General features: G+C 70.0%; 25 protein-coding genes and 1 tRNA gene. 16 read left to right on the top strand and 10 right to left on the bottom strand.

Annotated elements, in window-relative coordinates:
- Positions 1-71 precede the first annotated feature (71 nt).
- Positions 72-914, top strand: coding sequence for a MerR family transcriptional regulator (locus ACZ63E_RS02990; RefSeq protein WP_465333842.1), 843 nt, complete (start codon positions 72-74; stop codon positions 912-914).
- Here the strand turns inward: ACZ63E_RS02990 and thrS are convergent.
- The 4 genes from thrS to ACZ63E_RS03010 all read right to left on the bottom strand — a co-directional run bounded on the left by thrS (position 844) and on the right by ACZ63E_RS03010 (position 3,787).
- Positions 844-2,145, bottom strand: coding sequence for a threonine--tRNA ligase (gene thrS, locus ACZ63E_RS02995; RefSeq protein WP_465333844.1), 1,302 nt, complete (start codon positions 2,143-2,145; stop codon positions 844-846). The genes ACZ63E_RS02990 and thrS overlap by 71 nt on opposite strands.
- A gap of 84 nt (positions 2,146-2,229) precedes the next feature.
- Complete coding sequence (locus tag ACZ63E_RS03000) at positions 2,230-2,853, bottom strand: dihydrofolate reductase family protein (RefSeq protein WP_465333845.1); 624 nt, start codon at positions 2,851-2,853, stop codon at positions 2,230-2,232.
- A 63-nt stretch (positions 2,854-2,916) separates the two neighbouring features.
- The gene (locus tag ACZ63E_RS03005) at positions 2,917-3,384 is read right to left on the bottom strand and encodes a heme-degrading domain-containing protein (RefSeq protein WP_465333847.1); all 468 of its coding nucleotides are present in this window, start codon (positions 3,382-3,384) and stop codon (positions 2,917-2,919) included.
- A 25-nt stretch (positions 3,385-3,409) separates the two neighbouring features.
- Complete coding sequence (locus tag ACZ63E_RS03010; RefSeq protein ID WP_465333849.1) at positions 3,410-3,787, bottom strand: VOC family protein; 378 nt, start codon at positions 3,785-3,787, stop codon at positions 3,410-3,412.
- A 69-nt stretch (positions 3,788-3,856) separates the two neighbouring features.
- On the opposite strand from ACZ63E_RS03010, the gene ACZ63E_RS03015 reads away from it, so the two are divergent.
- Positions 3,857-5,803, top strand: coding sequence for a phosphocholine-specific phospholipase C (locus tag ACZ63E_RS03015; RefSeq protein WP_465333851.1), 1,947 nt, complete (start codon positions 3,857-3,859; stop codon positions 5,801-5,803).
- Here ACZ63E_RS03015 and ACZ63E_RS03020 read toward each other — a convergent pair.
- On the bottom strand, positions 5,800-7,029 hold the full coding sequence (locus tag ACZ63E_RS03020; protein ID WP_465333853.1) for a M20 metallopeptidase family protein: 1,230 nt from the start codon (positions 7,027-7,029) through the stop codon (positions 5,800-5,802). The two genes, ACZ63E_RS03015 and ACZ63E_RS03020, sit on opposite strands and share 4 nt — an antisense overlap.
- Before the next feature lie 77 nt (positions 7,030-7,106).
- Between ACZ63E_RS03020 and ACZ63E_RS03025 the strand changes: the two genes are divergently transcribed.
- The 4 genes from ACZ63E_RS03025 (at position 7,107) to ACZ63E_RS03040 (ending at position 8,396) form a co-directional block, all read left to right on the top strand.
- A complete protein-coding gene (locus tag ACZ63E_RS03025; protein ID WP_465313051.1) occupies positions 7,107-7,589 on the top strand; it encodes a tRNA adenosine deaminase-associated protein in 483 nt (160 codons plus the stop codon).
- Between the two features lie 23 nt (positions 7,590-7,612).
- A complete protein-coding gene (locus ACZ63E_RS03030) occupies positions 7,613-8,041 on the top strand; it encodes a nucleoside deaminase (protein ID WP_465333854.1) in 429 nt (142 codons plus the stop codon).
- Between the two features lie 30 nt (positions 8,042-8,071).
- Complete coding sequence (locus ACZ63E_RS03035; RefSeq protein ID WP_465313053.1) at positions 8,072-8,275, top strand: CsbD family protein; 204 nt, start codon at positions 8,072-8,074, stop codon at positions 8,273-8,275.
- Positions 8,276-8,308: 33 nt separating this feature from the next.
- A tRNA-Ser gene (locus tag ACZ63E_RS03040) sits at positions 8,309-8,396 on the top strand.
- Between the two features lie 62 nt (positions 8,397-8,458).
- Here ACZ63E_RS03040 and ACZ63E_RS03045 read toward each other — a convergent pair.
- A complete protein-coding gene (locus ACZ63E_RS03045; RefSeq protein ID WP_465313054.1) occupies positions 8,459-8,593 on the bottom strand; it encodes a hypothetical protein in 135 nt (44 codons plus the stop codon).
- Entirely contained in the window at positions 8,590-9,570 is a 981-nt protein-coding gene (locus tag ACZ63E_RS03050; protein WP_465333856.1) for an MvdC/MvdD family ATP grasp protein, read from the bottom strand. Before ACZ63E_RS03050 ends, ACZ63E_RS03045 begins: the two co-directional genes overlap by 4 nt.
- A 154-nt stretch (positions 9,571-9,724) precedes the next feature.
- On the opposite strand from ACZ63E_RS03050, the gene ACZ63E_RS03055 reads away from it, so the two are divergent.
- Together ACZ63E_RS03055 and ACZ63E_RS03060 are read left to right on the top strand one after the other, a co-directional pair.
- Complete coding sequence (locus tag ACZ63E_RS03055; protein ID WP_465333858.1) at positions 9,725-10,120, top strand: hypothetical protein; 396 nt, start codon at positions 9,725-9,727, stop codon at positions 10,118-10,120.
- A gap of 65 nt (positions 10,121-10,185) precedes the next feature.
- Positions 10,186-10,956: an SDR family oxidoreductase gene (locus ACZ63E_RS03060; RefSeq protein ID WP_465333859.1), complete on the top strand. Its 771-nt coding sequence runs from the start codon at positions 10,186-10,188 to the stop codon at positions 10,954-10,956.
- Here the strand turns inward: ACZ63E_RS03060 and ACZ63E_RS03065 are convergent.
- Positions 10,949-11,521, bottom strand: a complete 573-nt coding sequence (locus ACZ63E_RS03065) for a hypothetical protein (RefSeq protein WP_465333861.1) — start codon at positions 11,519-11,521, stop codon at positions 10,949-10,951. The genes ACZ63E_RS03060 and ACZ63E_RS03065 overlap by 8 nt on opposite strands.
- Complete coding sequence (locus tag ACZ63E_RS03070) at positions 11,518-11,892, bottom strand: hypothetical protein (protein WP_465333863.1); 375 nt, start codon at positions 11,890-11,892, stop codon at positions 11,518-11,520. Before ACZ63E_RS03070 ends, ACZ63E_RS03065 begins: the two co-directional genes overlap by 4 nt.
- A gap of 151 nt (positions 11,893-12,043) precedes the next feature.
- On the opposite strand from ACZ63E_RS03070, the gene ACZ63E_RS03075 reads away from it, so the two are divergent.
- Genes ACZ63E_RS03075 through ACZ63E_RS03085 form a run of 3 tightly spaced genes read left to right on the top strand, consistent with a single transcriptional unit; the run spans position 12,044 to position 13,596 of the window.
- Complete coding sequence (locus ACZ63E_RS03075; protein WP_465333865.1) at positions 12,044-12,166, top strand: hypothetical protein; 123 nt, start codon at positions 12,044-12,046, stop codon at positions 12,164-12,166.
- Positions 12,167-12,212: 46 nt separating this feature from the next.
- The gene (locus tag ACZ63E_RS03080; protein WP_465333866.1) at positions 12,213-13,133 is read left to right on the top strand and encodes a TauD/TfdA dioxygenase family protein; all 921 of its coding nucleotides are present in this window, start codon (positions 12,213-12,215) and stop codon (positions 13,131-13,133) included.
- 16 nt (positions 13,134-13,149) lie between these two features.
- Complete coding sequence (locus ACZ63E_RS03085) at positions 13,150-13,596, top strand: limonene-1,2-epoxide hydrolase family protein (RefSeq protein WP_465333868.1); 447 nt, start codon at positions 13,150-13,152, stop codon at positions 13,594-13,596.
- A 291-nt stretch (positions 13,597-13,887) separates the two neighbouring features.
- On the opposite strand, the gene ACZ63E_RS03090 is transcribed toward ACZ63E_RS03085, so the two are convergent.
- Positions 13,888-14,841 (bottom strand): CapA family protein, encoded by a 954-nt coding sequence (locus ACZ63E_RS03090; RefSeq protein ID WP_465333869.1) that lies wholly within the window; start codon positions 14,839-14,841, stop codon positions 13,888-13,890.
- Between the two features lie 123 nt (positions 14,842-14,964).
- Here ACZ63E_RS03090 and ACZ63E_RS03095 point away from each other — a divergent pair, with 123 nt between their 5' ends.
- The 5 genes from ACZ63E_RS03095 (at position 14,965) to ACZ63E_RS03115 (ending at position 20,150) form a co-directional block, all read left to right on the top strand.
- The gene (locus tag ACZ63E_RS03095; RefSeq protein ID WP_465333870.1) at positions 14,965-17,433 is read left to right on the top strand and encodes an endonuclease/exonuclease/phosphatase family protein; all 2,469 of its coding nucleotides are present in this window, start codon (positions 14,965-14,967) and stop codon (positions 17,431-17,433) included.
- Between the two features lie 132 nt (positions 17,434-17,565).
- A complete protein-coding gene (locus tag ACZ63E_RS03100) occupies positions 17,566-17,997 on the top strand; it encodes a hypothetical protein (protein WP_465333871.1) in 432 nt (143 codons plus the stop codon).
- Positions 17,994-19,205, top strand: coding sequence for a putative T7SS-secreted protein (locus ACZ63E_RS03105; protein ID WP_465333873.1), 1,212 nt, complete (start codon positions 17,994-17,996; stop codon positions 19,203-19,205). Before ACZ63E_RS03100 ends, ACZ63E_RS03105 begins: the two co-directional genes overlap by 4 nt.
- Positions 19,205-19,783 carry a hypothetical protein gene (locus ACZ63E_RS03110; protein ID WP_465333875.1) on the top strand — a complete coding sequence of 193 codons (579 nt, stop codon included), beginning with the start codon at positions 19,205-19,207 and terminating at the stop codon, positions 19,781-19,783. The genes ACZ63E_RS03105 and ACZ63E_RS03110 overlap by 1 nt, the downstream gene beginning before the upstream one ends.
- Positions 19,784-19,808: 25 nt before the next feature.
- Entirely contained in the window at positions 19,809-20,150 is a 342-nt protein-coding gene (locus ACZ63E_RS03115; RefSeq protein ID WP_465333877.1) for a hypothetical protein, read from the top strand.
- Positions 20,151-20,185 lie beyond the last annotated feature (35 nt).

The following is a 20,185-nucleotide window of genomic DNA, read 5'->3' on the forward strand; positions in this document are numbered from 1 at the left end:
ACAAATGATCGACACGATCGGGTGGAAGTCGGGCTTGCGGCTCCCCCGAGGGGAGGTGCGAGGCTGGCGGCATGCGGTATTCGATCGGCGAGCTGGCCGGGCGCACCGGGCTGACGACCAAGGCCGTCCGGTACTACTCCGACCGTGGTCTCCTGCCACCGTCGGGGCGCAACACCGCAGGTCAACGCCGTTACGACGACGCCGCGCTCGCCCGGCTCGACCTCATCCGCACCCTCCGGGACCTCGGCCTCGACCTCGCTTCGATCCGCCGGATCACCGACGGCGAGACCACGGTCGCTGAGGTCGCGGCGAAGCACGCCGAGGCCTTGGACGTGGAGATCCGCGTCCTGCGGATGCGCCGCGCGGTCCTGACGGCGGTGGCCCGGCGCGGCTCGACCCCCGAGGAGACAAGCGTGCTGCACAAACTGGCCCGACTGTCCGAAGTGGAGCGCCGACGCCTGGTCGAGGACTTCCTCGCCGACGCGCTGGGCGACCGTCCCGACCTGGCCGGCGTCGCCCGCACGCTGACCCCCGAGCTGTCCGGAAACCCGAGCCCCGACCAGATCGAGGCCTGGGTCGAGCTGGCCGAGCTGACGCAGGACCCGGGGTTCCGTGCGGTCCTGCGCCGGCTCGTCGAGCAGCACGAAGGCGGTCTGCGCCGCGACCTGGCCGCCGACGTGCGCGACGCCGTCACGCCCGCGCTCGAAGCCGGGCTGACCCCGGCTTCGGCGCAGGCGGCGGCGATCGTCGACGGCCTCGGGCGCACCCCCGCCCAGCTGCGGGACTGGCTCGGCGTCGTCAACGACCCACGCCGTGAGCGCTACCTGGAGCTGCTCGCGGTGGTCAACGGCTGGGCCGCGCCGGAAAGCCTGACCCCGGCGCTCGACTGGCTGGCCGCCGCGACAGCTCGCTGATCCGGGCCAGCGCTTCCGCCGCCGGCTGCGCGTCGAGCCGGCTTCCGTCGCGCAGCCGCAGGGAAAGCTGTCCCGCGGCGGCCTCCGCCGGCCCGAGCACCGCCTGGAACGGCACCAGCCGTCCCTCCCGGATCCGCGCGCCCAGGCTGCCTTCCGACACGACCTCCGCGCGCAGTTCTCCACAGTCGTCGAGAACCTCGTGCGCGTAAGGCAGTTCCGCGTCGGACAGCGGCAGCAACCGGAGCTGCACCGGCGCGAGCCACGCCGGGAACGCCCCGCCGTGGACCTCGACGAGCTGGGCCATCGCGCGTTCCACACTGCCGATGATGCTGCGGTGCACCATGACCGGCCGGTGTTTCGCCGCGTCCGCGCCGACGTATTCGAGGCCGAACTGCGCAGGCTGGGAGAAGTCGACCTGAACGGTGGACAGGGTCGACTCACGACCGGCGTTGTCGGCGATCTGGACGTCGATCTTCGGTCCGTAGAAGGCTGCTTCGCCCTCGACAGCGTCATATGAGAGCTCGCTGCGATCGAGCACCGACCGCAGGATGTCCGCGGCACGATCCCCATCACCCCCGACGTACTTCTCGCCGTCGCCGGGCAGGGAAAGCCGGTAGCGCGCCGGGCTGATGCCGAGCGCGTCGTAGGCCTGCCGGATCATCGAGAGGGCGGCGACCGCCTCGTCCTCCACCTGATCGAGGGTGCAGAAGATGTGCGCGTCGTTGAGCTGGATCGCCCGCACCCGGCTCAGCCCGCCGAGCACGCCCGACAGCTCGGCGCGGTACATCCCGCCGAGCTCGGCGATCCGCAGCGGCAGCTCGCGGTAGCTGCGGCCGCGCGAACGGTAGATCAGCGCGTGGTGCGGGCACAGGCTCGGCCGCAGCACGAGCTGCTCCCCACCGACGTCCATGGGCGGGTACATGTCGTCGCGGTAGTGCGCCCAGTGCCCGGAGATCTCGTACAGCTCGCGTTTGCCGAGCACCGGCGAATGGACGTGCCGGTAGCCCGCGCGCCGTTCGAGGTCGCGGACGTACTCCTCCAGGCTGTGCCGGACGAGCGCGCCGTCGGGCAGCCAGTAGGGCAGGCCCGCGCCGATGAGCGGGTCGGTGTCGAACAGGCCGAGCTCGCGGCCGAGCTTGCGGTGGTCGTGCATCGTGGACTCCTCGTGACGGGCGAGGCGGGTGACCACAAGACGAAGCCCGGGGCAACCGCCCCGGGCTTTCGTGACCATGGATCAGCGCGCCGGGACACTCTCCGGCGTCGTCGTGTTCGCAGCGCGCTTCATGGGATCGACGGTAGCAGCGCGCGCGACTCCTTATTCCGTGACGAGCTGGAAGGTGTCGAACCGCGGCTTGCCCGCCGGCCGGAGGACGAGGACGTTCACGCCCGCGGCCGTGTGGCGCGTCTCGACGTGCTCGAACGCCTTCGGCACGACACCGTCCGGGAAGAGCCGGCGGCCCTGGCCCAGCACCACCGGGAACTGCCACAGCCGGTACTCGTCGACGAGGTCGTGCGCGATCAGCGTCTGCAGCAGCTCGCCGCTCCCGTGGACCTGGACCTCGCGGCCCGGACGCGCCTTCAGGTCGCGCGCGAACTCGACGACGTCGCCCCCGACGAAGGACGTGTTCGCCCAGGTCGAGCTGGGCAGCGTGCGCGAAACGACGTGCTTCGGGAGGCCGTTGAGCCGGGACGCGAGCGGGTCGCCGGGGTCGGTGACCTTCGGCCAGTACGCCGCGAAGATGTCGTAGGTCCGCCGGCCGAGCAGGAACGCGTCGGCGCGGGAAATCCACTCCGTGGCGAGCTCCTGCATGCCCTCCTCGTAGAACGGCGTCACCCAGCCGCCCTGGTCGAAGCCGCCGGAAGTGTCCTCCTCGACACCGCCGGGGCCCTGGTAGACGCCGTCCAGGGTAAGGAAGGTGGTGGCGATCAGCTTGCTCATGGTGTCTCCTCGGTTGCGGGTCTTCACCCACCCGTCGCGCGAGGAAGCGCCGGATCGACATATTCAGGAAGCCAGGAAAAGCTCCAGCTGCTCGACGACGAAGGCGTGGTCATCGGCCTGCGGGAGGCCCGAGACACCGACGGTGCCAACGACGCCCACGTCGCGCACCAGCACCGGGAACACCCCGCCGTGGGCGGCGTAGACGTCCGGGTCGAGGCGGGAGTCCGCCTCGAACGAGCTGCCCTTCGCGCGGGACCGCGTGCCGATCATGAACGAGCTGTGGCCGTAGCGGTCGACGACCCGGCTCTTGCGCTCGATCCAGGCGTCGTTGTCGGCCGACGTCCCGGGCAGCGCCGCGTGGAAGAGCCGCTGGCCGTTGCGGCGGACGGAGATCGTCACCGGCAGCCCGCGCTCGCGCGCCGCGGCCAGGAGCTGCTGGCCGAGGGCGAGCGCGGTCTCGTTGTCGAACTTCGTGAACTGGAGGCGTTCTTCCTGGTCGGCGAGCTGGGCGAGGCGGTCGGTTTCGGTCATGCGGCTATTAAATCAACACTGTTGTTTAATTACCAGCGAACTCGGTGAGGGAGAGCACGTTCCCGTCCGGATCGGGGAACCAGGCGATCCGCCCGCCCGGCGTGGTCCAGATTTTGTCGGTGTCCTGTGGCAGCGTGTCGAACGTGAGGAACTCCACGCCCCGGCCGCGCAGCCCGGCCACCGCCGCCCGGATGTCGGCGACCGCCCAGCCGAGCACCGTGAACGGCTGGGGCGTGAACTCGGCCACGGCGGTCACCCGCAGCATGGTGCCGCCACTCCGGAACACGACCGCGAAGGGGGACTGCTCGATGAACTCGAGGCCGGCGACGTCCGTGTAGAAGGCGCGTGAGCGCTCGAGGTCGGTCGAAGGCGCGAAGGCGACCAGATCCGCTGAGCCGAGCATGGGCACCACCTCTCTCGGCGGAAAAGGTACCCCTTGTCAGGCCCGCTGACAGGGGGACGAGGAGGTGGCATGGGCCGGATCCGGCGACGCACGGTGCTCGGCGGCGCGGCCGCGGTCACCGTGGCCGGCGCGCTGCCCGCGGCCTGTGCCGTCCCGGCGCGGACGGGCACGATCGACGACGTCCGTCACGTCGTGGTGCTGATGCAGGAGAACCGGTCGTTCGACCACTACTACGGCACCATGGCCGGCGTACGCGGCTTCGGCGACCGCGCGGCGCTGCGCGACGTCTTCCGCCAGCGCGGCCGTGACGGACCCGTGCTGCCGTTCCGGATCGACACGTCCGTCGTGGACGGTCAGGACCTCGGCGAGCTGCCGCACGACTGGAACAGCACGCACCGCGCGTGGAACAACGGCGCGTACGACGGCTGGGTCACGGCCAAGAGCCCCATGACGATGGGGCACTTCGCGCGCGACGACGTCCCGTTCCAGCACGCCCTGGCGAGCGCGTTCACCCTGTGCGACCACTACTTCTGCTCGATCCAGGGCCCGACGCAGCCGAACCGGCTGTTCCACTGGACCGGCACGATCGACCCCGAGGGCCGGGCCGGCGGGCCGGTCACGCACAACTTCCCGGACTACGAGCCGTCGTTCCGCTGGACGACGTACCCGGAACGCCTGGAAGCGGCCGGGATCAGCTGGCGGATCTACGCCAACGACGAGGAGCGCGGCGTCCCCGAGCACTTCGTCGGCGACTACGGCGACAACCCGTTGTGGCTGTTCCAGAACTACCACGACGCGCTGTATTCGATGGATCCGGTGAAGCGGCGGCTGGCCGAGCGCGCGAACCTGCGCAAGAAACTCAAGCCCGACTCCGGGCAGGGCGAGGACCTCGACCACGTGCTGGCCGAGTTCCTCGCGGACTGCGCGGCCGGGACGCTGCCCGCGGTGTCGTGGGTCGTGGCGCCGTACGGCTACTGCGAGCACCCCGCGGCCCGGCCGGTCGACGGCGCCGCCTACATCCAGCGGATGCTGAAAGCGTTGTGGGACAAGCCGGAACTGTGGGAATCAACCGTCGTCTTCCTCAACTACGACGAAAACGACGGCTTCTTCGACCACGTCCTCCCGCCGACGCCGCCGCCCGGCACCCCCGGGGAGTTCCTGCCCGCGCACCAGCCGTGGCAGGGCAAGCCGTCCGGGGCGCCGACGCCGATCGGGCTGGGGCCGCGGGTGCCGATGACCGTCGTCTCGCCGTGGAGCCGGGGTGGCTGGGTGAACTCCCAGGTCTTCGACCACACGTCGGTGCTGCGGTTCCTCGAGACGTGGACCGGGGTGCGCGAGCCGAACATCTCGGCCTGGCGCCGGGCCCTCTGCGGCGACCTGACCAGCTGTTTCGACTTCCGCACCCACGACACGTCGATCCCGCTGCTGCCCGACGCGGACGTGCTGCGCGCCGAAGCCGACCGCACGCAGAGACGCCTGCCGAAGCCCGGGCTGCGGCCGGGCGCGCTGGTCCAGGAGCCCGGCACGGCGAAGGCGCGCCCGCTGCCGTACCAGCCGGTCGCCTGGGTTTCGGCCGAGCCGTCCGCGGTGAAGCTGCACCTGGCCAACCACGGCACGCAGGCGCTGCAGTTCGCCGCGTACGCCTACCACGCGGGCGGGACGTCACAACGCTTCGACGTCGGTCCGAGCGGCTCGGTGACGGGCGAAATCGCGCACAGCGGCACGTACGACGTCGCGATCCACGGTCCGAACGGCTTCCTTGTGGAGGCGTCCGGCGGCGTGGGCCTCGACGCCGCCGTCACGTTCCTGCCCACGCCCGCGCTGCGGGTCACGGTGACCAACAGCGGCGCGGCGCCGGTCACGCTGAACGACGTCACCCTTCCGCCGGGCGGTTCGCACGACTTCCCGGTGCCGGCGAAGAACGGCTGGTACGACGTCACTTTCGAGACGCCGGGGTGGCGCCGCCGCTTCACCGGCCACCTCGAGGACGGCGGCCCGTCGCGCACCGGGCCTTAGCGGAGGGAGTCCAGCGCGAAGGCGGCGAGCATCGCCACACCGGTCGGCATCGCGTCCTCGTCGAAGAGGACGCGGTTGGAGTGGTTCGCGGCCGCCTCGGCCGGGTCGACGCCGGGCGGGCAGCCGCCGAGGAACGCGTACGCGCCCGGAACGCGTTGCAGGACATAGGAAAAGTCCTCGGCGCCCATCAGCGGGTCGGCCATCAGCTCGACGTTCTCCGCCCCGAGGACGCTCGCGGCGAGCCGCAGCACCTCGCCCGCGACGCGGTCGTCGTTGACGGTCACCGGGTAACCCGGCTCGACGTCGGCGACCACGCGGCAGCCGTACGCCGTGCCGACCGCGTCGCACACCTTGTACAGCTCGTCACGCACGAGCGCGCGCGTCGCCTCGGACAGCGTGCGGATCGTGCCCTGCAGCTCGGCGGTCTCCGGGATGATGTTCGTCGTCGTGCCGGCCTCGATGCGCGTCACCGAAAGCACGGCGGGGTCGAACACGCTGACCCGCCGCGTGATCATCGTGTGCAGCGCCCCGACCATCGCCGCGGCCGCCGGCACCGGGTCGATCGTGTGCTGCGGCGCCGAGCCGTGGCCGCCCTTGCCGGTGACGCGCACGGTGAACGAGTCCGCCGACGCCATCAGCGGGCCGGGCTTCAGCTGCAGCAGCCCGCTGCGGGCGTTGGCCAGGATGTGCACGCCGAACGCGCGCTCGACCCGCGTCCCGGCGGCGTCGAGCACGCCCTCGTGGATCATGAAGCGGGCGCCGTGGTGGCCCTCCTCGCCCGGCTGGAACATGAAGACGACCGAGCCGGCCAGCCGGTCCTTGCGCTCCGAGAGCAGCCGGGCCGCGGACGCGAGCATCGCCACGTGGGTGTCGTGCCCGCACGCGTGCATCGACGTCTCGTCCTCGGACGCGAAGTCCAGCCCGGTCTCCTCGGTCAGTGGCAGCGCGTCCATGTCGCCGCGCAGCAGCACCGCGGGGCCGGGCCGGGCGCCGCGCAGGACGGCCGTCAGCGACGTCGTGGCCTTGCCTTCGGTGATCTCCAGCGGCAGGCCGTCGAGCGCCTCTCGGATGGCGGCCTGGGTGATCGGCAGGTGGAGGCCCTGTTCCGGGTGCCGGTGCACGGCGCGCCGGAGGGCGACGGTGCGGTCCTGCAGCGCCCTCGCGTCGTCGAGGAGGCCGTCGAACGGCGTGCCGGGCAGCGTGGGCAGGTCAGTGGGGCCGGTCATGCTCCCGATAGTGCCCCATGGGGCGCTTCGGGCGCACCGTGCGTGCGCTCGGTCGGGCAGCGGAATACGGTGTGCGCATGGCGGTGGATGAGCCGGTCACGGGCTTCGCGGTAGCCGTGGTCCGGGAAGACGGTCGGTGGCGGTGCAGTGCGCTCGACCCGGGGGCGCTGACCGAGCTGGACGCGGCGATCACTGAACTGGGCAAACTACGTTCCACCGGTGCGGCCTTCGGGCTTCTGGCGGTCGATGACGAGTTCTTCGTGATCGTCCGGCCGAGCCCACGGGGGCCGTCGTTGCTGCTGTCGGACGCGGCGGCGGCACTGGACTACGACATCGCGGCGGACGTCCTCGACGTCCTGCGCGTCGACCCGCCGGACGAAGAGGACGACTCCGTCTGGCCCGAGGGCGACCTGGAGATCCTGACGGACCTCGGGCTGCCCGGACCGGAGCTGGAGGTCATCGTCGGCGAGGTCGACCTCTACCCGGACGAGCAGCTGCAGATGATCGCGCAGCGCGTCGGGTTCGGCAGCGAGTTCGCCAAGCTCCTGGACGAGCTCTGAGACGCCCGTCCGACACCGAGGCCGTGGAGGCTGCGCTGGAAGCGGCGCGGGCCCCCGGCGCGGACGTGCCGATCGGGGCGGTGGTCTTCGACCCCGACGGCAAGCCCCTCGCGGCGGCCCGCAACGCGCGGGTCGAGCTGGGCGACCCGACGGCGCACGCGGAGGTCCTCGCTCTGCGCGCGGCGGCGCGCGTGGTCGGCGACGGCTGGCGTCTGGAGGGCTGCACGCTGGCGGTGACGCTGGAGCCGTGCACGATGTGCGCGGGCGCGCTGGTGCTGGCCCGGATCTCGCGGCTGGTGTTCGGGGCGTGGGAGCCCAAGACGGGAGCGGTCGGCTCGCTGTGGGACGTCGTCCGCGACCGCCGGCTGAACCACCGTCCGGAGGTCCACGGAGGCGTCCTTTCGGCGGAGTGCGCGGCCATCCTGGAGACGTATTTCGCCACGCGGCGCTGACCGTCGCGGTCCGCTGGGTACCCGGTGGACATGACTATGAAGGACAAGGTCCAGCAGGCGGTCGGCGGCGCACGCTCCAAGCTCGGAGCGGCGACGGGCAACCGGCGCCTGGAGGCTTCGGGCCGCATGCAGCGCCGCCGCGCCCAGGTGGCCGAGGTGGCCCACGACCTGCGCGACCGCTTCCGGGAGGCCCAGGTCAGGCGCCGTTCCCCTCGCCCCGGCGACCCCTCGTGAGGCTCAAGTAGGTGCTCCGGTATTGTTCTCGGCGGTGGCGTGTCCGAGCGGCCGAAGGAGCACGACTCGAAATCGTGTGACGGCTAATCCCCGTCCGTGGGTTCAAATCCCACCGCCACCGCTCTGCCGGACCCCCGGTCAGCCCAGCTGACCGGGGGTCCGGCGTTTCTCGAGGGTCTCCGGCTACTTGTGGTCGTCGGTGCGCCAGCCGTTCTTCGACTGGCACGTCGTGGGTGTGTTGCCCATGCTCGGGGCATCGGTCGCCGGATAGTGCGTGGCACAGAGTGCCGCGAAAGTCTCAGGCTCCTCGATCTTCACCTTCGATCACCTCCTCTCCGCTCCATCAGCAGACTTGCCAGGGCTCGCGAGATCGGCAGACCGGTCTCTTCTTCGATCCACAGCCACTGACCTACCGGATTGACCTCGAGGAAGACGTATTCGCCGTCCTGGTCGACGGCGAAGTCCATTGCGGCGTATTCCAGTCCCAGCTCCTCGAGCAGTTCCCGAGAAGCTTTCGCCAGTCCGTCGGGAAGCTCGTCGACCTCGTACTTCAGCGTGGTGAACACCTCGGGATTTCGCCAGTCCTCGATCTCCTCGAAGCCGGGTGCCGAGATGCGGCAGGTGTAGAACTTTCCGCCGACGTAGGTGGCGCGCACCTCGAAGGATTTCCGGATCCAGCGTTGGAACATCACCGGTTGATTTCTGACCAAGTCGATCTTTGCGAGCCGTTCTCTGGTCACGCGAGTGGTCAAAGCCGTATACGTGGAGTCTTCGTACTCGAAGTGGTATCCGCTGATCGGCTTGTAGACGCTCGGGGCAAGGGCGCAGAACTCGCGGGCGAGAACGGGGTCGTTCGTGACCAGGGTCTCGGCGACCTTGAGGCCGCAGCGCTCCGCGGTGGCGAGCTGGTGCATCTTCAGCCTGGAACGCCGGATCGACTGCGGCGGGCTGATCCAGTACCGGTCCCGGAGCGTCTCCCAGATGCCGTCGAGAACGTCTCGGATCTCTTCCTCGGCAACCGACCGCTGCACGGTGTCCTTGATCCGGAAGTCGTACGTGTGCGGGCGGCGGAACCAAACTGAGCGCACGGAGCGCAGGTCCTCGGATCCGATCGTGACGAGCGGACCGGAGCCGTGCCCGGTCCGGAAGCCGAGGGTGAGGTCGCCGCGGGTGAGAAGGTCGACGTCGAGCCGCAGGACCCGCCCGCCTCGCGCCAGAATTTCGGTGAGTACCGACTCCGTGTTCAAGCCGTCCCTGGAATGGGTGAGAAGGAGGATCTCCGGGGTGCCTTTCACGCAGCCCGGAGTCGGCGGTCCAGGTGGTGTTGTTACGCACGCTGTTCGGCGTTGGTGCGTCCGGGTGAACCTGCGTGGTGCGACGCAACAGGAACAGTCGCAAGAGCGAACCGGAGGGAGTCGTGCATCTCGAATCGGTTCCAGGAGAGAAAACATGGGTTTCTTCACGCGAAAGCAAAACGGCTCTCTGCTGCCGGCGGACATGGTCGACCGGGTCGTGGGTTACTTGCGGACCGAGGTACGTGCGCCGAACGCGCCCGCTTCGTTCGACACGCCGGGACTGATCTACAGCCTGCATTCGACGGCGCAGGCCGACCCGGCGCTGTTCATCAGAGAGCTCGCCGCGACGGTTCTGCCGGCAGGTGGGGAGGCGTCGCGTGGGGGCGCCCGGGTCGTTTGGGACCTCCTCACGTCCGACCACCTCGGTGATCCGAACTGCGAAGCGATGCTCGACGCCGGGCTGGCCTGGCTCCGTGCGACCGGAACCTCGTCCATCAACCTGTTCGGCTACGAGATCGGTCGCTGGCAGGCGACCCACGGTACTTGGTAGCGGCTTGACTTGAAGGGGACTTGAAGTGTGACCGTGGTCGGCACCAGCTGATCGAGGAGCGCACCATGAAGGTTCTTGTCACCGGGGCCACCGGAAACACCGGCCGGCACGTCGTCAGCGGTCTGCTCGACGCCGGCGTCGACGTTCGGGTTCTTGTTCGTGACCCCGCCAAAGCGCCCGACGGCGTCGAAGTCGTTCACGGCGATATCGCCGATCCCGCCGAGGCTGTTGAAGGCGTCGACGCCGTCTACCTCCTCTGGCCGTCCTACAGTGCCGAAGGCATCGAAGCCGCCGTGAAACCCATGCGGGGCAAGAAGATCGTCTATCTTTCCGCGATGAACGCGGAACATGGCGGGGTCTGGGGAGAGGTCGAGAAGGCCATCGAACACGTCACCGGCGACTGGACCTTCCTCCGCGTCACCGGCCTCGCCACCAACACGCTCGGCTGGGTCGAGCAGGCGAAAACCGGCAAGGTGCGAGCACCCTACGGCCAGGCCAAACGATCCCTCGTCCACGAAAAAGACGTCGCCGAAATGGCGGTCAAAGCGTTCACCGAAGACCACGCCAAGCAGATCTACCTCGTCACCGGGCTGGAAGCCATCAGCCAGGAAGACCAGGTGAAGGCCATCGGGAAAGCACTGGGAATCCCCGTGGAATGGGAAGAACAACCGCTCGAAGAAGCAACAACACAACTCGGCGAGGAATTCGCGAAAAGCGCCCTGCCCTACTGGGCCTCGCTCGTCGACGATCCGGAGCCCGTCTCGCTGGACGTCACCACCGTCACCGGGCATCCGGCGAGGAGCTTCGACGAATGGGCGCGCGAACGCTTCAGCTGAGCTGGACCGCCGGCGCCGTCAACGGCTCCAGTTCCGCGGCCAGCGAAGACAACGACGCCACCTTCGCCGAAACCACCCGCAGCACCGAAGTGCACGCCGCGCTCACCGCGCTCACCACTTCGGCGGACCGGTCGTCCGAAAGCACCGCCGCGATCGACGGCGAAACACCGGACGCGATGGTGGCCACCTCTTCGGACGCCGAAACAGCCAGCGCGTCCAGCTCCGCAGCGATCCGGACCCCCAGCGCGGCGGTCGACGCGGCCGCCCGGGCCGCTGACGTGTACTGACCGTCCACTGTGTCCGCCCAGGTGCCGAACGTCTCCGCGCTGCCGCCCGTTTCGGCGCGCTCGACGCCGCCGCGGAACTCCGCCTGGGCCGACGTCATCAGCAGGGCGCCCGCGTCGACCGTCGACGCGGACGTGCTGACCGACGCCGGGGCGCAGTCGAGGTGCCGGAGCGCCGCGACCGGGTCCGGGGCGCCGATGCGGCCGGCCGCCGCGCGCAGCGACGCCAGCGAAGCAGCCGCTGACGTCAGCGCCGGGTGTTCGAACAGCTCGAGCGTCACGGCGCCACCGCTAACCGCCCCCGGAAGCCGGTGCTCCGGGTGCTCTCGGCCGCCATGCGCAGCCGGCCGGCCAGGTCGGACGTCGCATCACCGAGGATGCGCGCGTCCGCTTCGCGTGCTGCGAGGGCGGACGCCCAGCGCGCCGCCAGCTCGCGGGCCTGCGGTGAGATGCCGAACGGCGTCGATTCGACGCGGGCTTCGGCGAACCGGCCCGCCGCCTTGTCGTCGGCTGCCGCTGCCTGATCCAGCAGGTCAGCCGCCGTGCGCAGCTGGTCAGGCCGCTTTGGGGGGTTCCGGGTGGCGAAGCCCCCGGCCCCGGGGCGGAGCCCCGGGATGTCACTGTCGATCCGCGAGCCTCTGCCTTCCGGCATGGGGACCTCCGTCGTCAAGGGCGCTCACCCGATCGTGAAGATCTTGCCTCATGGTCCCGCCCGGCCCGCATCGCGGTGACCTGCGGTGTTGATCGCGTTCCACCAAGTGGACGGCTTGACCGCAGGACGGGAAGAAGGTGACCATGAGCGCATGCCCGCCACCTCGGAACGCCTGATCGTCCGGTGGCTCGGCCGCGCCTCCAAGCGGTCGGTCGGGGAAGGCACCGTGGAGCTGCTCCTGCGCCGCGGCCGCCTGGGCTCGCCCCCTGCCTGACGCCGGCCCAGCGTCCGCTTTTCCCGAAAACCCTTGGAGCACAACCATGTCCGTAGATCTGCCTGCCCGGATCCAGCTGCGGGAGGCCGCCACGCCCGACGCCGGGATCGTCGAAGGCCCGCGCGTCCTGCACCGCGTCGAAAGCGAACCGTACGAGCTCTTCCGGATCCGGCCGCTCGGCCGGGTGATCGGCGCCGAGGTCGAAGGCGTCGACCTGGCCGAGCCGTTGACCCCTGAGCTGCGCGAAGAGCTGAACCGCGCCCTGCTCGAGTGGAAGGTCGTCTTCTTCCGCGACCAGCGGATCACGTCGGCGCAGCAGCGCGCCTTCGCCGCGAACTGGGGTGAGCTGGAGACCAACCCGTTCATCCCGAAGGGTGACGACGACGCCATCACACGCTTCGAGCGCACCGCCGCCATGCCCGGTTACGAGAACATCTGGCACGTCGACGTCACCTGGCGCCCCAACCCCGCCCTCGGCTCGGTGCTGCGGCTCATCGAGGTGCCGCCGGTCGGCGGCGACACGATGTGGGCCGACATGGCCGCCGCCTACGACAACCTGCCCGAAGACGTCCGCGCCCGCATCGACGGGCTCACCGCGGTGCACGACTACCTCCCCGGCTTCGACCGGTTCTCCGATCCTGCGCTCCTCGCGCAGTGGCAGGACCGCTTCCCGCCGGTGGAGCACCCGGTGGTCCGGACGCACCCGGAGACCGGCCGGCGCACCCTGTTCGTCAACCAGGCGTTCACGACGCACATCGTCGGACTCGACCGCGCCGAGAGCGACCGGCTGCTGCGGTACCTGTTCCTGCAGGCACACACGCCCGAGTTCCAGGTCCGGTTCAGCTGGCGGCCGAACTCGGTGGCGTTCTGGGACAACCGCGCGACGCAGCACTACGCGGTCAACGACTACCACCCGCACGTCCGGATCGCGGAGCGCGTCGCCATCGCGGGCGACCGGCCGTACTGAGCCTTAGCCTGGGGGCATGACCGATGAACCCCAGGCAGTGGTGACCGGTTTCCTCAAGGCCCTCGAAGACCTCGACATCGACCGCGCGCTGACGTTCGCGGCGAGTGACATCGTGTACCAGAACGTGCCGTTGCCGCCCGCTCGCGGCGTCGCCGCGGTCGAGAAACAGCTACGTCTCATGGCCCGGTTCGGCTCCGGGTTCGAAGCGCGCACCCACCACATCGCGGCGGACGGCAATATCGTCCTCACCGAACGCACCGACGTCCTGCGCCGCGGCGCGTGGGAAGCGGAGTTCTGGGTGTGCGGCACTTTTGAGGTCGAAGGCGGCCGGATCGTGCTCTGGCGCGACTACTTCGACTGGACGACGGTCCTGGCGGCGAGCGCGAAGGGCGCCGGGCGGGTGGCACTGGCCGGCGCGCGCACGCTCCTCGGCCGCTACAAGGGAAGGGCGGCGGTCCGCTAGGCCCGGTGCTCGCCGCGGTCGTGGTCCCGAAGGTCCACGACCGCGGCTATCCCCAGCACCAGCACGAACACGCAGCTGAGAACAATCAGCCCCCACATGATGGTTCTCCCTCCCCCACGTGATTGTGCCGGTTGAGCTGTCGGGGAGTGGTCTGTGCCACTTTTCCGGCGGCTCACGCAGACCGTACCGCCGCTTCACGCGGGTTGTTCCGGTCCTTAGGGAGCATTTAAGGCAGATGCGCCGGATGGGTGACACGCGCAGCGCGAGTCGTCACAGTTCGCGCGCGATCCGTTACGCACCAACACCCAACCCGGCCACCGAAGCGATTCCGTCCCGGACAGTGACCGATGTGGAGCGCAGCGCGGAGAGGTCCGCGACGTGCCGCAACACCTTGGCCGCTTCGTCCCCGGCGAGCGGTTCGCACTCGTTGTCGGCGCCGCGCCGCACCGGGATGAGCTCGAGCCGTGGTTCGTCGCCGAACATGCAGCCGGCCAGCAGCCCGTCGAGGTGCCGCCCGCGCATCGCCGGCCAGTCGAAGACGAGGTTGCCGAGGCTGTAGAGGATCGGGCGGCCGCGGTACACCTCGACGGCCTGGATCGTGTGCGGCCCGTGCCCGGCCACCAGGTCGGCGCCGGCGTCGATCGCGGCGCGCCCGTAGGTGACCTGGTACTCGGCCAGGTCGGGCCCCGGCAGGCCCCAGTGCATCGAGACGACGACGTGGTTGTTGCCGGCCTTGGCCTGCTTGACGTCCGCGACGAGCCGGTCGAGGTGCTCGGGCAGCGGCGTGGTGCGGACGAGTGGCGGCCGGCCCGGGACCTCCGCCACGCGGGGGTCGGGCTGGTAAGCGGTGGTCGCAAACGCTTGCGCGACGCCCGGGAAGTCCGGTTGCGCGACCTGGCCGGGCGAGCGGAGTGAGGTGTACGCGAGGAATGCGACCTTCTCCCCGGATTGCTCCACCACGGCGGGTGCGTGCGCGATGTCGGCTTTCGCGCCCGCTCCGCAGTGCGCGATCCCCGCGCGGTCGAGGACCGCGAGGCTCGGCAGGTGGGTGAAGTTGTTGGCGCAGGAGACGACGTTGATGCGGGCGGACGTCAGCGCTTCGGCGAGCGCGGCGTCGGCCGGGCCTTCGAGGTTCACGAACCGGAAGTCAGCGCCTTCGAGCAGGGGTTCCAGGCGGGCGAACGCTTCCGCGGGCTTCACGCGGCCCTGGACGTTGACGTCTCCGCCGAGTACCAGCGTGATCACGAAGCTTCTGCCGATCGAGTGACGACGAAAGTAGTTGTTACGAATCGTTGCATCTTTGTCTTCCTCCTCCTCATCTGTTCGGGGGACTATGCCACGACTGTTCAAGCACAAAGGGGACTCAGGGTGACCAAGACCCACAGATCCAAGACCGCGCTGACGGTGGCCGTCGCGTCGGGCCTGGTGCTCGGCGGAGTGGCCGCGCCGGCCGCCTTCGCGGCACCCAGCGCCGACGCGGTCATCGCCGAGGTCTACGGCGGTGGCGGCAACTCCGGCGCCACGTTGACCAACGACTTCGTCGAGCTCGCGAACCACGGTACCGCCGCCACGAGCGTCGACGGCTTCAGCGTCCAGTACCTGCCGGGCGCGCCGAGCGCGTCCAGCACCTGGCAGGTGACGCAGCTGGCCGGCAGCGTCGCGCCGGGCGGGCGTTACCTCGTCGCCGAGGGCAAGGGTTCCGGGGGCACCGTCGCGCTGCCTGCACCGGACGCGACCGGCACGATCGCGATGTCGGCGACCGCGGGCACGATCGCCCTCGTCTCCGGCACCACGGCGCTGACCTGCAAGACCGCCGCGGACTGCGCCGCCGACCCGCGGATCAAGGACCTGGTCGGCTTCGGCACGGCGACCGTGCGCGAGGGCAGCCCGACCGCCGCGCCGTCCAACTCGACCTCCGTCGCGCGCGGGACCGCGCTCGCCGACACCGACGACAACGCCGCCGACTTCACCACGGGCGACCCGTCCCCGACGAACACCAAGGGCGAGACGACCGGCGGCGGGAACCCGGGCGAGCCGGGCACGCCGGCGAAGATCCACGAAATCCAGGGCACCACGCGCCTTTCGCCCTTCAAGGACAAGAAGGTCAGCGACGTCACCGGCGTCGTCACCGCGACCCGGACGTTCGGCTCGGTGCGCGGCTTCTGGCTCACCGACCCGAACCCGGACAACGACCCGCGCACCAGCGAGGGCCTCTTCGTGTTCACCGGCTCGACCAGCCCGGCCGTGGCGGTCGGCGACGCGGTGACCGCGACCGGCACCGTCCGCGAGTTCTACCCGGACGCGCCGGCGATGTCGAACTACCAGTCGCTCACCGAGCTGAGCAGTGCACAGTGGACGGTCGGCTCGCACGGAAACGCCCTGCCCGCGCCGACGGTGTTGAACCCCGACACGGTGCCGGTCTCCTACGCGCCCGCGCCCGGTGGGAACATCGAGGCGCTCCCGTTGGAGCCGGCGAAGTACGCGCTGGACTTCTGGGAGGCGCACGAGAGCGAGATCGTTTCGATCAGCGACGCTCGCGTCGTCGGCCCGTCGAACTCGTTCAACGAGCTGTACGTGACGTCCAAGCCGGACCAGCACAAGTCGGTCCGCGGCGGCAGTGTCTACCTGGGGTACGACCAGCTGAATAGCGGCGTGATGAAGGTGTCGTCGCTGATCCCGTTCGAGCAGCGGCCGTTCCCGAAGCTCAACGTCGGCGACCTGCTGACCGGCACCACGTCCGGCCCGGTCGAGTACAGCAACTTCGGTGGATACACGCTGTTCGCCAGTGTGCTCGGGACCGAAAAGGACAACGGGCTGCAGGCCGAGACGACGCGCAAGCAGCGTTCCGGCGAGCTCGCCGTCGCGACGTACAACGTCGAGAACCTGGCGCCGAGCGACCCGCAGGCGAAGTACGACCGGCTCGGCGAGGCGATCGTGACGCACCTGGCGACGCCGGACATCGTGAACCTGGAGGAGATCCAGGACAACACGGGCGCGACCGACGACGGCACCGTGGCGGCGGACCAGACGCTGCAGAAGTTCGCCGACGCGATCGTCGCCAAGGGCGGGCCGCGCTACCAGTGGCGCTCGATCGACCCGGTGAACGACCAGGACGGCGGCCAGCCGGGCGGCAACATCCGTGTGGCGTTCCTGTTCAACCCGGCGCGAGTGTCCTTTGTGGATCGTCCGGGTGGCTCGTCGACCTCGCCGGTGGGTGTCGTCCGTGATCACGGCAAGGCGCACCTGACGGCGTCGCCCGGTCGTGTCGACCCGGCCAACGAGGCCTGGGAAGCCAGCCGCAAGCCGCTGGCCGGCGAGTTCGTCTTCAAGGGCCGCACGGTGTTCGTCATCGCCAACCACTTCAACTCCAAGGGTGGCGACCAGCCGACGCACGGCCGCAACCAGCCGCCGGTGCGCAGTTCGGAGGTGCAGCGGGCGAAGCAGGCCACGGTGCTGCGCGGGTTCGTCGACTCGTTGCTGTCGGCCGACCGCAACGCGAACATCGTCGTGGCGGGTGACCTGAACGACTACCCGTTCTCGCCCGCGGTCCAGACGCTCACCGCCGGTGGCGTGCTGAAGGACCTGATCGCGTCGGTGCCGGAAGCCGAGCGGTACAGCTACGTTTTCGAGGGCCAGTCGCAGGTCCTGGACCACATCCTGGCGTCGAAGGCGCCGCGCGGAGTGGACTACGACGTCGTCCACATCAACGCGGAGTTCGCCGACCAGGCCAGTGACCACGACCCGCAGGTGATCCGGTTCCGGCCGAGCACCGGCAACACGATCCTGGACGCGCTCAACGATCTGCTCGACTACCTGGAGCAGATCCTCGGGCACTAGTCCGCGGATTTCGAGGCCGCCACCGGGTTCGCCCGGTGGCGGCCTTTTGCGTGTTAGCTCCTTTGGGTGACGAGGAAACCACGAGGCGTTGACGGCCGTCTTACGGTGGACAGGACCACAGGGGAGGGTGGCGTGGACGGGTATGCGGTGAAGGTCGAGGAGCTGGGCAAGCTCATCAACGACCTAGACACGGCGGCGGGTCGAATGGCCGACGCGAACAAGAAGCTCGGCGGCGGTGGGGCGTTCGGGTCGCTGGGGACGGCGGACCTGGGCAAGGCGGGTGTCGAGTTCGAGGAGGCCTGGCGGTTCGGCATCGGGCGCCTGGGTGAAGCGGCGGGGGACATCACTGAGCGGCTGAAGGCGGCCAAGGAGAAGTACGAGCGGATCGAGGCGGAGTTCGGCGGTCAGCTGACGAAGTTCGGGTCCGCGGTGCTGGGTGACGAGCCTGGGAACCAACCCCGGGTCGGGCAGCCGTCCGGCGACGCCCCGGTGGGTGACGGCGGCATGGTGGGCGGCGGCGCGACGGGCGGCATCACCGGCATCCTGGACGGACTCGACGGATGAGCACGCAAGCCTTCCCGGCCCTGGGCTTCGACCCGGCGCCGGGCGACCTCGACGGCGTCACCGACCTGGCGGCCAAGTACCGCGCGGTGAGCAAGGACCTGACCGAGGCCGACGACGCGGTCCGGCAGATCGTCCGGAAGCAGGGCATCTGGCAGGGCGAGGCGAGCGAGGCGTTCGCCCGGCGCGTCGGCCCGCTCCCGCAGTACCTCGAGGGCGCGGCCCGGTCGATGGGCGAGGCCGCGGACGCGCTCGAAAGGTGGTCCCAGGACCTCGGCAACCTGCAGAAACGCGCGGCAGACCTGGAGGCCCGAGCAGAGGCGGCGGCCAAGGCAGCGGAGGCGGCGCGGGCGAACCCGGACCTGGCGCTGGCGAACCGGACGTTCCCGGATCAGCAGTCACTGCAGATCGCCCAGAAGCTCCTGGACAACGCAGGCCGGCAACTCCAGTCGGCGATCGACGGGTGCCAAAACATCCAGGACGCAGCGAAACAACTGCAGCAGGAGCACGCGGACGCGGCCGGTCGGGTGGCGGAGGCGTTGCGGAAGGCGAAGGAGCTGGCGCCGGACGAGCCGGGGTTGCTCGACAAACTGGGCGACGCCATGGGTGGTGTCCTGGGTGACCTGGCGGACACCCTCGTTGATGGGGCGGACCAGGCGTGGGACTTCGTCCAGGACCACGCGGAGCTGATTTCGAAGCTCTCGGACGTGATGGGCGATATCGGCAACGGCCTCGGACTGCTGAGTGACTGGCTCCCCGATCCGGTCGGCGAGGCCGTCGGCGCGGTCGCCACCGGCGTGGGCTTGGGCGCGCTGGGCGGGCATGCCCTCGCCAAGGCGGCGGGGGCGGACGTCGCGCCCGAGACGCTGACCTTCGACGCGGTCGGAGCGGTCACGTCGCTGGCGGGCATGGTGCCCGGCGTGCCGACGTGGGCGCTCAAACTCGGGACCTACGGTCCGGTGGCGGAGCAGCTCGCCGGCGAGACCATCGCGGGAGCCACCGGCAAGAGCTTCGAAGGTCCGTGGGGAGATTTCAGGAGCTACTGGGTTCCGAAGGACGTCGGCCAATGGGCGGTCGCAGGCTCGGCGCTCATCGCCGGGCCCGCTCCGTGGGCGGCGGTGGCGCTGGACAACGCGACCGAGGCGGGTATGCAGGCCGACAACGCGCCGGAGCGGCGTCGTAAGCGCGCGGAAGACGAGGTGTGGAACTGATGCCTCTGGAAATCGACCTCCCACCCGGGTTCGCGGGCATGCCGGTGGGCGCCGACGACAAGATGAACCGCGGCCACGCCTGGACCATCGCCGAGAGCCTGGCGACCGGCGCCGGAACGTCCGTCGAGGAGTTCGGCAGCTACCTGATGGCCCTGGTCCCGACCATGCAGGCGAACGGTATCCGGGTGTTCGGCAAGTTCGCGGTCGGCCGGCGCAAGGGCGACGTCGCGACCCTCACGCTGGGCGTGGTGCAGTGGCCCGAGACCGCACCTGGCAACCGGGACGCCGTCGTGGCGGCCATGGCCGACCAGTACCGGAGCCGGCACAAGTACGCCGTGGTCCAGCCGGTGCGCCTGCCCATCGGGCCGGCGATCGTGGCGATCAGCGGGGGTGAGTTCCGCCTGCCCGAGCGGGACGTCCGGACCCAGATCAAGGCCGAGTACCAGATCCCGCTCCCGGACGGCCGGTCCGTGGTGATCCTCTCCGTGGTCGCCGAGTCCGAGGACGCCTGGCCGGCCGTCGCCGAAGCGACGGCGAAGGTGGCTTGGAGCCTGCGAAGCGGGACGGTGGGCGGATGACCGCACGGCCAGGGCCGTGGTCGCCGTGACCATCGCCAGCTCGCAGTTCCACGGGAGCTTCACCGAGATGATGGTGATCGTCGGTGTGCTCTTGGCGGGGATCGCGCCCGTCGCGCAGTTGCTCGACGGCCGTCCGTTCGCCGTCCTTCCGTACGCCGAAAGTGCGATAAATGTGCCTGATCTGCTGAGCATGGCCCAGGCGCGTGGTTACGCATTAACACCGAACCCGGCGGCTCTGCGCTACGAATTCGCGCTCGGGGCGCCCCAGACGGCGTTCACCGGCATGGTCGTCGCCCACAGCCGGGGATACACCGTTCAGAAAGGCGACCGGGCCTACCAATTCATGCGGCATCAGGGGACGTCATGAACAACCCGCAGCGCGACGGGCACACCCAGACCAAG

This window comes from Amycolatopsis sp. NPDC104819, from assembly GCF_055583145.1.